We start from the raw sequence: 11,254 nt of genomic DNA on the forward strand, positions 1-11,254 counted from the left end.
TGTAAGCCCATGATGATACACCTACTGATTGTCGATGCCCTCAACCTGATCCGCCGCATACACGCCGTGCAGGGGTCCCCCTGTGTGAATGCCTGCCAGCACGCACTGCAACAGTTGATTCAGCACAGTCGGCCAACACACGCCGTAGCGGTGTTCGATGAGGATGACCGCAGCGAAAGCTGGCGCCACCAAATCCTGCCCGACTACAAGGCCGGACGTTCGCCCATGCCGGACAATTTGCAGCAGGAAATGCCGCAGTTACGGCAAGCATTCGAATCGCTTGGCGTTGCCTGTTGGCACTATCCGGGCAATGAAGCCGACGATCTGGCGGCAACGCTGACCGCCAAGGTTGCAGGCGGCGGCCATCAGGTGACCATTGTGTCCACCGACAAAGGCTATTGCCAACTGTTGGCACCCAGCGTGCAGATCCGCGATTATTTCCAAAAACGTTGGCTGGATATGCCGTTTGTGCAACAAGAGTTCGGCGTATCGCCACAACAATTGTCGGATTACTGGGGGCTGGCGGGAATAAGCAGCAGCAAAATCCCCGGCGTGGCGGGGATTGGGCCGAAGACGGCGGTATTGCTGTTACAGCAGGCAGGTTCGCTGGATGGGTTATATCAAAGTCTGGAACAGGTGCCGGAAAAATGGCGCGGAAAACTGCAACAGCACCGCGAGATGGCCTACGTCAGCAAAAGAGTCGCTACCTTGCGAACCGATCTGGCATTAACCGGCAACCTGCAGCAACTGCGGTTACCGGTTTAATCACTGGCGCTGACAACAGCGCCCTGTCATTTAATCGCGCTCGTCGCGGCGGCCTGCCACGGCCGACCACATACGACGGACGTGCACGGTGACTTCTTCACGATCGTGATACAGCTGCTTGGCATGAATTTCTGAACTGATACCCGCCGTATCCAACGCTTCCTTGATGGCCAGCAGATTCTGCGAAACCTCTTCGTAACGTTTTTTCATCGGCAATTTCAGGTTGAAGATCGCCTCACGACACCAGCCTTTCACCAGCCACTGGATCATCAGGCTGGTCACCTTCGCCGGTTTTTCCACCATATCGCACACCAGCCAGTAAATCTTGCTGCTGGAAGGCTCATATCTGAAACCGTCGGCACGATGATGCGTCACCTGCCCGGTATCCATCAGGCTCGGTGCCATTGGGCCATTATCCACTGCGTGCACCATCATGCTGCGCTGCACCAGTTGATAGGTCCAGCCACCCGGACAGGCGCCCAGATCGACCGCGTGCATGCCGCTGGCCAAACGTTCATCCCACTCGTCGGCAGGAATGAACACGTGGAACGCTTCTTCCAGTTTCAGGGTAGAACGGCTCGGTGCATCGGATGGGAACTTGAGACGCGGAATGCCCATATAGAACGGTGAGTTGTTGTTGCTGAAGGAGTAACCCACATAGCAACACCCCGGAGCGATAAAGAACACATGCACCACTGGACGGGTCTTATTCTCACGCGCCATCAACACCTTCTGCTCACGCATCGCAGTACGCAACGGTACCGTCAGCTTGCGGCAGAACTTCAACAGTTCTTTGCTTTCGTTGGTATCCGGCACTTCCACGCGCAGTTCACCACCACGATCGACCACGCCAATCAGCATGCCGACAATCGGAGAAACCCGATCTTCCGGTGGTAAATCGCGCAGCAACTCGCCAACCACCAATATCTGACGGGCAAAAATCAGCTCCCGGAACGGGATTTCCTTCGCCAGGCGATCGGCGTCATCCGGCTGGTAGCACTCGAACAGCACGTAGCCGCTGTTATCCTTTACTCTGGCAAAACCGAACACTTCCAGTTCGGCAGCCTTGGCGGTAATTTCTGCCGCACACTCTTTTTCAAAGCCTTGACGGCAATACAACGCAAGTCTATTCATGGCGCTCGGCCTTTTTCCTCAGACGCAAAGCGCCAATCAACATCAATACCCAACCGATCAGGAAACACACGCCGCCAATCGGCGTGATATAAACCCAGAACTTCAGGTGTGACAGCGCCAGACAGTACAGACTGCCGCTGAACAGTACGGTGCCGAGCGCCAACAACGCTCCGCTCCAGTAAAACCACAGGCTGACGCGGCGTTGCATTGCCACCGCCAGCGCCAGGATCGCCAGGGTATGGAACCCCTGATAGTCCAGTCCGGTACGGATCCAGACCATCTCGTTGGCACCCAGGGTGCCACTTAATACGTGTGCGCCAAACGCGCCCAGAGCAACAAATACAAAGCCACTGATAGCGGCAAAAATCAGCATTGAACGACTGCTCATCGTTATTTACCTTTATTGAAGAAAACCGGCTGCGCCATCGCGGCGACCGGCCTCATTGTTCGTAGCGAAAGCGGAACTTTTCTTGTTCGCTGGCTGCCCGAGCCAGGATCCACTGACGAAAGGCGGCTATTTTACCCAGTTCTGCCTGGCTGTCATGACATACCAGATAAAAAGCATTTTTACTGACCAAAACCTCGTTAAACGGACAGACCAAACGCCCGGCTTCAATCTCGGTCTGCGCCATCACGTTATTCACCAGCGCAATCCCCTGCCCATGCACCGCCGCCTGAACCACCATCGCGCTATGGCTGAAAATAGGCCCCTGCTGCACATTAATGTGCTGCAACCCCAACTGACGGGTATAGGCCAGCCAATCGCGGCGTGAAGTATCATGCAGTAGCGTGTGATAAGCCAGATCGCTCGTCATTTTTAACGCATGTTCCCCGGTCAGCAGGCTGGGTGAGCACACCGGCAACAGATATTCCGCGTATAAACGTTCGGCTCGCAATCCGGTCCAGTTGCCGCGTCCATAGAAAATCGCCACGTCGACATCATCCGCCAGCTTGTCTTCTTCGCGGTCCACGGCCTGAATACGCACGTCAATTCCCGGATAAGCTGAGTTAAAGCCGGACAGGCGCGGCACCAGCCACTGAATAGCAAAACTAGGGGGCAAACTGACGGTTAATGCCCCCTTGGCGCTGCGGGCCTGCAGCTTGCGGGTGGCCTCATTGATTGAGGTGAAAATTTCTTTGATATCCAGGTAATAACTTTGCCCTTCTTCCGTCAGCAACAGCGAGCGATTGCGGCGCCGAAACAGCTTCAGGCCGAGGAAGTCCTCCAGTGACTTGATCTGGTGGCTCACCGCGGCCTGGGTGACAAATAGTTCTTCTGCCGCTTTGGTAAAACTCAGGTGACGGGCAGCCGCGTCAAAAACCCGCAGTGCATTAAGAGGTGGTAAGCGTTTAGACATTTATTAGCTACTTTTGTGTAACAATAATCCGAGTGATTCGGCATAAAAAATCAGGCGGCGTTATCTGCCGTGCGATAGGCACCAGACAGCAAAGCGCTACCATTAGTTTTTTTAATCCGAGCCATTATAAATTGTCCGTTGAGCATGCGCCAGTAAATACCTATAGTGGCGGCACTTCCCGGGCCGGAACGAAAAGGGAGTGGGTGTCGAGGACGCCGATGAACTTTTGGCTTGTGGTTGTGATGTTGTGTTTGCAAATTGTCTGGCAATCCAGACGTGGTAGCTAAGCTACTGTTTTTCACTTCCTGTACATTTACCCTGTCTGTCCATAGTGATTTTATGCAGCACCGCAATCTTTGCGGTGCTTTTTTTTGCCCGACGTTATTGGTCTTTTTCAACCATTTCCTTCACGTCTGAACGGTTGATCTGCTGCTCAACGCCGTTGGCGTCTTTATAGCTGATCATCCCGGTGTCGTTATCCAACGCGGGTTTTCCTTTAGCGACAATGGTGCGTCCATCATTGGTCTGCATCACGTAGTTGCTGGAACAGGCGGCCAGGGTAAACGTTAGCATCAGGGCAGAGATAACTGCGGCTGTTTTCTTCATTGTGGACTCCTTGTAGTTTTAAATGCTGTAAAAACCTTTTATGTTATTTAACGCCATGACTTAGTGCGCACCTAACAGCATAACAAACTTACCTATAATTTCCAGACGATGAATCCTAATATGCGGGATAGCTTGTCTCTGGCGGTAAAATAAGACAGGATCGGCCATTGACTCAAGCCAGTGACAATCAGGTTATGACACCTTTTAATCCCATCGTCTTTCGTAATCAGTTTCCTGCCTTGCAGCAAGCGGGCATTTATCTCGACAGCGCCGCCACCGCGTTGAAGCCGCTGGCGGTCATCAATGCCACGCAGCAGTTTTACCGCGACGATGCCGCCACCGTGCACCGCAGCCAGCACCGGGCGGCGCAGGATCTGACTGCACGCTTCGAGCAGGCTCGCCAACAGGTCGCGACGCTGGTCAATGCTCCTTCAGCCGACGACATTATCTGGACCCGCGGCACCACCGAAGCGATCAATTTGGTAGCGCAGAGCTATGCCCGCCCCCGGTTGCAGCCCGGTGAAGAAATCCTGGTGAGCGAGGCCGAACACCACGCCAACCTGATCCCCTGGCTGATGGTGGCGGAACAAACCGGCGCTCGGGTGGTGAAACTGCCACTGGGTGCAGACCGCCTGCCGGATCTGACCCAGTTACCAAACCTGCTGAGTGATAAAACCCGCCTGCTGGCACTGGGCCAAATGTCCAACGTCACCGGCGGCTGTCCGGATCTGGATCTGGCCATCCGGCTTGCCCATAGTGCCGGTGCCCTGGTGATGATCGACGGCGCACAAGGCATCGTTCACTGTCCGGCTGACGTTCAGCGGCTAGACATTGATTTCTACGCCTTCTCCGGCCACAAATTATATGGCCCGACCGGCATCGGTGCGCTATACGGGAAAAGCGAATTGCTGGCGCAGATGGCCCCCTGGCAAGGCGGCGGCAAGATGTTGACTCAGGCGTCCTTCGACGGCTTCACGCCGCAAAAACCACCGCACTGTTTTGAAGCCGGTACGCCAAATATCGCTGGTGTGCTGGGGTTGGCCGCCGCATTGGAATGGCTTGGTACTCAGGATCTGGCGGCAGCCGAGCAATACAGCCGCGAACTGGCCGATCTCGCCGAGAAACAATTGGCGCAACTGCCGGGGTTCCGCAGTTTCCGTTGTTCGGGCTCCAGCTTACTGGCGTTTGATATTGCCGGTATCCATCACAGCGATATCGTCACCCTGCTGGCAGAACAAGGCATCGCGCTGCGAGCCGGTCAGCACTGCGCTCAACCGCTGATGGCAGCGCTCGGTGTCAGTGGGACACTACGCGCCTCCTTTGCGCCATACAACACGCAGGAAGACGTCGATACCCTGGTAACCGCACTGCACAACGCCATCGACCTGTTGGCCGATTAAATGAACCCTGGAGACGCTATGCTTGCCCCCCATCCCTTTGGCCATGAAATTACCGCCGAAGCGCTGATCGAGAAATTTACCGAGCTGAAACAATGGGAAGATCGTTATCGCCAACTGATCATGCTGGCGAAACAATTGCCGCCATTGCCAGAGGCATTACGCGCAGCAGAAATGGAGTTGAGCGGCTGTGAGAATCGGGTCTGGCTGGGGCATCAGTTACTGGCGGACGGCACGCTGCACTTTTATGGCGACAGCGAAGGCCGTATCGTGCGCGGTCTGTTGGCGGTACTGCTAACGGCGGTAGAAGGAAAAACGCCGCAGCAGATAGCGGCGATGGATCCCCTGGCGCTGTTTGATCTACTGGCGTTACGTGCTCAACTCAGTGCCACCCGCGCCAGCGGGCTGGCAGCACTGGCTGCTGCCGTGAAAGAAATGGCCGCTAGCTACGCCTGACGCGCGGCTTTCGCCACCATCTTCTTCAGCGCATGGGAAACGGCGACAAAACCAAAGGTAGCGGTAACCATGGTTGCCGCGCCAAATCCCGCGCTGCAATCCATTCGTTTTGGCCCTTCCGCGGTACTGCGTGATGCGCAAACGCTGCCATCCGGCTGGGGGTAAACCAGCGGCTCGCTGGAAAATACGCAGTCGATGCCCAATTTACCCTTGCTGTTCTTCACCACGTTGAAATCATTTTTCAACCGCTCACGCAGCTTGGCCGCCAGCGGATCCTGAATGGTTTTGGCCAGATCGACCACTGCAATCTGGGTCGGATCTATCTGACCACCTGCTCCGCCGGTAGTGACCACCGGGATCTTGTAACGACGACAATAGGCCAACAGCGCGGCCTTCGGTCGCACGCTGTCAATCGCATCGATGACATAGCTAAAATTGTTATTCAGCAGCTCTGCAACGTTGTCCGCAGTAATAAAGTCGTCAATGCAGGTCACCCGGCACTCCGGGTTGATCGCCAGAATGCGCTCCGCCATCACTTCCGTTTTTGACTGGCCCACATGCTGACGCAGCGCGTGGATTTGGCGGTTGGTATTGGTGACGCAGACATCATCCATATCAATCAGCGTAATGGCACCGATACCGGTGCGCGCCAACGCCTCTGCCGCCCAGGAGCCCACGCCGCCGATGCCAATCACGCAAATGTGCGCCTGGGCAAACAGCGCCAGGGCCTGCTGACCGTATAAACGTGCCGTGCCGCCAAAACGCTGCAGGTAGGCTTCAGAATAGGCTATGCTCATAACGCTTTAATTACCTTAACATTGCAAATAATAAGGGCCGGAATGTCCGGCCCTTGCGGTCAATTATTGCCGTTAGCGGGTGACTAACAGCGAGCCGCCAGAGGCGGAACGGGTCTGGCTGGTGAACAACGGTGCATTAACGTTGGCGCCTTTCAGCACCCAAACGCGGCCGTAGTGGTTGTAAAAACCTGCCGAGTGACCGGCATCCGGCCCGATGCCCTGGTACATATCGAAGTGCTGGCCTTTGATTGCCCCACCCACGTCCAGAGCCACCATCAGGCGCATCTCATATTTTCCCGTGAATTTACCCTTGTTGTCCAGTAGCGGCACCTCTGCCAGCAGCGTGGTACCCGCCGGGATCAGTGAACGGTCGGAAGCCACCGACGCCTTGGCCACCAGCGGCACGGCGCTGGCACCGCGTACCGGCGCAAAGGCTTCAGGACGGAAGAAGACAAAGGAAGGGTTTTGCTCCAGCAACTCGCGCACTTCGGCGGCGCTGTGAGTGTCCGCCCACTGGCGGATCGCCTGCATCGACATATCCGCCTTGGCCACTTCACCGCGATCGATCAGCACTTTACCAATGCTGCGATACGCATGGCCGTTCTTGCCGCCGTAACCGAAGAACACCAACGGCTGGCCGTTGCCATAATCCACATAGCCACTGCCCTGGACTTCCATCATAAAGTTGTCCATCAGCGAGTTGGTATACGCCACGATATATCGGTCATCCAGTGCGCCCGAGTAAATGCCCGCGCGATCGGGCAGACGGCCTTTACCTTTTGGTGGCATGCGGTACAGCGGGTAACGGAACTCCCCCTGCTGGGTATAACGCGCCTGCAGCACCGGTGTGTAGTAACCGGTGAACTGCACGTTGCCATAACTGTCCACGCCTTCCATTTGATAAGCGCTGAGGCCATATTGGTTCAGAGTACGAGTGTCGGCACCGGACGCCATCCAGCTTTGTACCGCCTGGAAGGTAGTGTTGTTGCGATTAAAAAGTGAAGGAGAGGCGTATTTAATCTCCATCAGCTGATCCGAGTAATCCTTGGCATTAACCGGTACGCCCCTGGCGTTGGGTTGATTCACCAACTCCAGCGACTGATCCAGGTGACCATCCTTATATTGTTGTCCCCGGTCGGTCGGCTTGGAAGAACAGCCCGCCAGTACCGCTACCATTAACCCGCCCAGCAGGTATTTGCCCCAACGTCCTTTCATCGCACACACTCTCTACATATATGATCTCCCGGCGAACGATAACAAACGCCCATAGATAAAGGAATCGCCGCCAATAAAAAAAGCCCCAGGGGCAATAACGCTGAAAAAGAACGCAGATTGCGGACTAATCCAGCAGAAAGACTGTTTTAGTTCAATTAAGTGCAAAAAGGGTTGCAACAAAATGCACGGAGAGTATAGTGCGCTTCCATCGGACGCGGGGTGGAGCAGCCTGGTAGCTCGTCGGGCTCATAACCCGAAGGTCGTCGGTTCAAATCCGGCCTCCGCAACCAACCGATATTGCCAGAGGCAGTATCAAGTAAAGTGTTGGATTCGATGAAAAAGAAAGTATTATACGGACGCGGGGTGGAGCAGCCTGGTAGCTCGTCGGGCTCATAACCCGAAGGTCGTCGGTTCAAATCCGGCCCCCGCAACCAACCGATACTGTACCAGCGGTATCACATGAAATGTTGGTTTCGATAATACAAGCATTAAGACGGACGCGGGGTGGAGCAGCCTGGTAGCTCGTCGGGCTCATAACCCGAAGGTCGTCGGTTCAAATCCGGCCTCCGCAACCAATCTTAATGACTACAAATAAGCACCTTAACGGGTGTTTTTTTGTATCTGAAATCCGCCAAAAATCGACCGGGCAGCCGCCCAGTCGTTTCCGCATTAACCTTACCCTCTGCGCGCTACCGCACCACCGTTGGCAAAGTACGCCTTGATACCCGCCAGAATAGATTCCGCCACCTGCTGCTGGAAATGCGTGGTACGCAGCTTGCGTTCTTCTTCAATGTTGCTGATAAACGCCGTCTCAACCAGAATCGAAGGGATGTCCGGCGCTTTCAATACCGCAAAACCGGCCTGATCGACACGATTCTTATGCAAACGGTTTATTTTGCCCATCCGGTTCAGCACTTCCTTACCGAATTTCAGGCTGTCATTGATGGTCGCGGTTTGAATCAGATCAAACATGGTGTGATCAAGATAGCGGTCACCGCTTTTGCTTACGCCGCCGATTTGGTCCGATTCATTTTGGGTCTGCGCCAGGAACTTCGCCGCCGAACTGGTGGCACCTTTGGTCGACAGCGCAAACACCGATGACCCACGCGCGGCCCGGCTGGTAAAGGCATCGGCGTGGATGGACACAAACAGGTCGGCACGCTGCTTACGCGCCTTCGCCACCCTCACCTTCAACGGAATGAAGACGTCTTCATTGCGCGTCATAAACACCTTCATATTCGGCTCGCGCTTGATTAACGTGCTTAGCCGACGCGCAATCTGCAATACGATATCTTTTTCACGCGTTTTGAATTTACCAATCGCTCCGGGATCTTCGCCGCCGTGACCGGGATCCAGCATGATGACAATCGGTCGGTCACGCCCCGCCTTACCGGCCTGTGGCGCTTCCGCCGGCAATGTGCGCTCAAGATCGCCCTTGTTGTAATCTTCCAGTAACGCCAACAGCGGATCATAGTCTTCACCGCTGCCGCCCTTGCTCGGGTACAGATCCATCACCAGACGATTGCGGTATTCCGGCACCGGCGCCAGAGTAAACATGTGCGGGCTGACGCTGCGCTTAAGCTCCAGCACCAACCGGACGGTGTTTTGATCAAACTGACCGACGCGCGCCTGTTTCAGGTAGGGATCGTCGGCACGAACCTGGCCAACAATCCCCTTGAGCACGCTGTTGAGCTGCACGCCTTCAATATCCACCACCACGCGATCGGGATTGGTCAGCGCAAACTGCTTATATTTCAGTTCAACGTTGGATTCGAGCGTCACCCGGGTATAGGTGGAGGATGGCCAGACGCGTACGGCAATGACGTGCGATGAAGCAGCGAAACCTGTGCGACTCACACTCAGCAACCAGCTTGCGGCAACCCCCTGTAATAAACGACGGCGGCCCAGATTGTGATTTGAGTTTGGCATGCGGCTCCAGCAGTGGTAACAGATTAAAACAGATGAAAAAAACACCAGTTAACAGGAATGCCGAAAACTTTAACCAATCATTCCGGCGCTGTCATCAGAAAATCTTTTTATGGTTTTTCAATTTATTAACGACTCAGCGCCCCCGGCAAAGAAATAGAGATAAATTCTCACTTGCCATCAGGGCAATAAAAGAATAAAAATACAAAAATATCGTATAAATATGCAAATGAGGTTTGGCCGTGAAGGAACGTAGTACAGAGCTGGTCCAAGGATTCCGTCACTCAGTTCCCTATATCAACGCCCACCGTGGCAAGACGTTTGTCGTTATGCTGGGTGGCGAAGCCATAGAACATGAGAACTTTGCCAACATCGTTAACGACATCGGGCTGCTGCATAGTCTGGGTATTCGTTTAGTCGTGGTCTATGGTGCCCGGCCGCAGATTGACGTCAATCTGGCGCAGCATAATCTCGAACCGATTTATCACAAGCACACCCGCGTCACCGACGCCCATACGCTGGAGCTGGTTAAACAGGCGGCGGGTCTGCTGCAACTGGATATCACCGCCCGGCTGTCAATGAGCCTCAACAACACGCCATTGCAGGGCGCGCATATCAACGTGGTCAGCGGTAATTTTATTATCGCCCAGCCACTGGGGATTGATGACGGTGTGGACTACTGCCACAGCGGCCGCATCCGCCGTATTGATGAAGAAGCCATTCACCGTCAGCTCGATAGCAACGCCATCGTGCTGATTGGCCCGGTGGCCGTTTCCGTCACCGGCGAAAGCTTTAACCTGACCTCGGAAGAAGTGGCAACCCAGTTGGCCGTCAAGCTGAAAGCCGAGAAAATGATCGGCTTCTGTTCGTCACAGGGGGTCACCAATCAGGAAGGCACCATCATTTCCGAACTGTTCCCCAACGACGCGCAAAAACGCATTGAGGAGCTGGAAGAGCATGGCGACTATCATTCCGGCACCGTGCGTTTCCTGCGTGGCGCGGTGAAGGCCTGCCGTAGCGGCGTACGCCGCAGCCACCTGATCAGCTATCAGGAAGACGGTGCGCTGGTGCAGGAACTGTTTTCACGCGATGGTATAGGCACCCAGATAGTGATGGAGAGCGCTGAACAGGTGCGCCGGGCGACGATTAACGATATCGGCGGCATCCTCGAGCTGATCCGTCCGCTTGAGCAGCAGGGTATTTTGGTGCGCCGCTCACGTGAGCAACTAGAGATGGAGATCGACAAATTCACCATTATTGAGCGCGATAACCTGACCATCGCATGCGCGGCGCTGTATCCGTTTCCAGAAGAGAAGATTGGCGAGATGGCCTGCGTTGCGGTTCATCCTGATTACCGCAGCTCGTCACGGGGTGAAATGCTGCTGCAACGGGTGGAGAGTCAGGCACGCCAGATGGGCCTGCGTAAGCTGTTTGTGCTGACTACGCGCAGCATCCACTGGTTCCAGGAACGTGGTTTCACGCCGGCGGAAGTCGACGTGCTGCCGGTTGAGAAACAGGCGCTGTACAACTACCAACGCCGTTCAAAGATTTTACTGGCGGATCTGTAATTGCTGGCGGGCGCAGCGTGCTGCGCCCATGG

At 55.1% G+C, this 11,254-nt stretch carries 12 protein-coding genes and 3 tRNA genes; 7 read left to right on the forward strand and 8 right to left on the reverse strand.

Annotation, left to right across the window (positions count from 1 at the left end; translation table 11 throughout):
• The first annotated feature begins 9 nt into the window (after positions 1-9).
• Positions 10-765 carry a flap endonuclease Xni gene (xni, locus tag SERS4_RS0120215; protein ID WP_026142509.1) on the forward strand — a complete coding sequence of 252 codons (756 nt, stop codon included), beginning with the start codon at positions 10-12 and terminating at the stop codon, positions 763-765.
• Between the two features lie 30 nt (positions 766-795).
• Here xni and rlmM read toward each other — a convergent pair whose 3' ends face one another.
• The 5 genes from rlmM to SERS4_RS0120235 are packed head-to-tail and all read right to left on the reverse strand — an operon-like array spanning position 796 to position 3,863.
• On the reverse strand, positions 796-1,899 hold the full coding sequence (rlmM, locus tag SERS4_RS0120220) for a 23S rRNA (cytidine(2498)-2'-O)-methyltransferase RlmM (RefSeq protein ID WP_012146506.1): 1,104 nt from the start codon (positions 1,897-1,899) through the stop codon (positions 796-798).
• Positions 1,892-2,287 carry a DUF423 domain-containing protein gene (locus SERS4_RS0120225; RefSeq protein WP_012146507.1) on the reverse strand — a complete coding sequence of 132 codons (396 nt, stop codon included), beginning with the start codon at positions 2,285-2,287 and terminating at the stop codon, positions 1,892-1,894. Before SERS4_RS0120225 ends, rlmM begins: the two co-directional genes overlap by 8 nt.
• A gap of 52 nt (positions 2,288-2,339) precedes the next feature.
• Positions 2,340-3,257: a transcriptional regulator GcvA gene (locus SERS4_RS0120230; RefSeq protein WP_012146508.1), complete on the reverse strand. Its 918-nt coding sequence runs from the start codon at positions 3,255-3,257 to the stop codon at positions 2,340-2,342.
• Between the two features lie 50 nt (positions 3,258-3,307).
• Positions 3,308-3,655, reverse strand: a complete 348-nt coding sequence (locus SERS4_RS27185; RefSeq protein ID WP_172641819.1) for a hypothetical protein — start codon at positions 3,653-3,655, stop codon at positions 3,308-3,310.
• Positions 3,639-3,863: a YgdI/YgdR family lipoprotein gene (locus SERS4_RS0120235; protein ID WP_012146509.1), complete on the reverse strand. Its 225-nt coding sequence runs from the start codon at positions 3,861-3,863 to the stop codon at positions 3,639-3,641. The genes SERS4_RS27185 and SERS4_RS0120235 overlap by 17 nt, the downstream gene beginning before the upstream one ends.
• A 194-nt stretch (positions 3,864-4,057) precedes the next feature.
• Here SERS4_RS0120235 and csdA point away from each other — a divergent pair, with 194 nt between their 5' ends.
• Together csdA and csdE are read left to right on the forward strand one after the other, a co-directional pair.
• Positions 4,058-5,263 carry a cysteine desulfurase CsdA gene (gene csdA, locus SERS4_RS0120240; RefSeq protein WP_026142510.1) on the forward strand — a complete coding sequence of 402 codons (1,206 nt, stop codon included), beginning with the start codon at positions 4,058-4,060 and terminating at the stop codon, positions 5,261-5,263.
• Positions 5,264-5,281: 18 nt separating this feature from the next.
• Entirely contained in the window at positions 5,282-5,716 is a 435-nt protein-coding gene (gene csdE, locus SERS4_RS0120245; protein WP_012146511.1) for a cysteine desulfurase sulfur acceptor subunit CsdE, read from the forward strand.
• Here csdE and tcdA read toward each other — a convergent pair.
• Positions 5,707-6,513, reverse strand: a complete 807-nt coding sequence (gene tcdA / locus SERS4_RS0120250) for a tRNA cyclic N6-threonylcarbamoyladenosine(37) synthase TcdA (RefSeq protein ID WP_017893803.1) — start codon at positions 6,511-6,513, stop codon at positions 5,707-5,709. The two genes, csdE and tcdA, sit on opposite strands and share 10 nt — an antisense overlap.
• A gap of 72 nt (positions 6,514-6,585) precedes the next feature.
• Positions 6,586-7,728: a murein transglycosylase A gene (mltA, locus tag SERS4_RS0120255; protein ID WP_017893804.1), complete on the reverse strand. Its 1,143-nt coding sequence runs from the start codon at positions 7,726-7,728 to the stop codon at positions 6,586-6,588.
• A gap of 213 nt (positions 7,729-7,941) precedes the next feature.
• On the opposite strand from mltA, the gene SERS4_RS0120260 reads away from it, so the two are divergent.
• The 3 genes from SERS4_RS0120260 to SERS4_RS0120270 all read left to right on the forward strand — a co-directional run bounded on the left by SERS4_RS0120260 (position 7,942) and on the right by SERS4_RS0120270 (position 8,303).
• Positions 7,942-8,018, forward strand: a tRNA-Met gene (locus SERS4_RS0120260).
• A 67-nt stretch (positions 8,019-8,085) separates the two neighbouring features.
• Positions 8,086-8,162: transfer RNA gene (locus tag SERS4_RS0120265), tRNA-Met, on the forward strand.
• Positions 8,163-8,226: 64 nt separating this feature from the next.
• Positions 8,227-8,303, forward strand: a tRNA-Met gene (locus SERS4_RS0120270).
• 100 nt (positions 8,304-8,403) lie between these two features.
• On the opposite strand, the gene amiC is transcribed toward SERS4_RS0120270, so the two are convergent.
• On the reverse strand, positions 8,404-9,657 hold the full coding sequence (gene amiC / locus SERS4_RS0120275) for an N-acetylmuramoyl-L-alanine amidase AmiC (RefSeq protein ID WP_012146514.1): 1,254 nt from the start codon (positions 9,655-9,657) through the stop codon (positions 8,404-8,406).
• A gap of 239 nt (positions 9,658-9,896) precedes the next feature.
• Between amiC and argA the strand changes: the two genes are divergently transcribed.
• Complete coding sequence (gene argA / locus SERS4_RS0120280) at positions 9,897-11,222, forward strand: amino-acid N-acetyltransferase (protein WP_012146515.1); 1,326 nt, start codon at positions 9,897-9,899, stop codon at positions 11,220-11,222.
• The last annotated feature ends 32 nt before the right edge of the window (positions 11,223-11,254 follow it).

Source organism: Serratia sp. S4 (genome assembly GCF_000347995.1).
GTDB classification, from domain to species: domain Bacteria; phylum Pseudomonadota; class Gammaproteobacteria; order Enterobacterales; family Enterobacteriaceae; genus Serratia; species Serratia quinivorans.

What these genes read in the sequence shown, in the direction of transcription:
- xni (WP_026142509.1), top strand. Translation starts at nt 10, where the DNA reads ATGATGATACACCTACTGATTGTCGATGCCCTCAACCTGATCCGCCGC.
- rlmM (WP_012146506.1), bottom strand. Translation starts at nt 1,899, where the DNA reads ATGAATAGACTTGCGTTGTATTGCCGTCAAGGCTTTGAAAAAGAGTGT.
- SERS4_RS0120225 (WP_012146507.1), bottom strand. Translation starts at nt 2,287, where the DNA reads ATGAGCAGTCGTTCAATGCTGATTTTTGCCGCTATCAGTGGCTTTGTA.
- SERS4_RS0120230 (WP_012146508.1), bottom strand. Translation starts at nt 3,257, where the DNA reads ATGTCTAAACGCTTACCACCTCTTAATGCACTGCGGGTTTTTGACGCG.
- SERS4_RS0120235 (WP_012146509.1), bottom strand. Translation starts at nt 3,863, where the DNA reads ATGAAGAAAACAGCCGCAGTTATCTCTGCCCTGATGCTAACGTTTACC.
- csdA (WP_026142510.1), top strand. Translation starts at nt 4,058, where the DNA reads ATGACACCTTTTAATCCCATCGTCTTTCGTAATCAGTTTCCTGCCTTG.
- csdE (WP_012146511.1), top strand. Translation starts at nt 5,282, where the DNA reads ATGCTTGCCCCCCATCCCTTTGGCCATGAAATTACCGCCGAAGCGCTG.
- tcdA (WP_017893803.1), bottom strand. Translation starts at nt 6,513, where the DNA reads ATGAGCATAGCCTATTCTGAAGCCTACCTGCAGCGTTTTGGCGGCACG.
- mltA (WP_017893804.1), bottom strand. Translation starts at nt 7,728, where the DNA reads ATGAAAGGACGTTGGGGCAAATACCTGCTGGGCGGGTTAATGGTAGCG.
- amiC (WP_012146514.1), bottom strand. Translation starts at nt 9,657, where the DNA reads ATGCCAAACTCAAATCACAATCTGGGCCGCCGTCGTTTATTACAGGGG.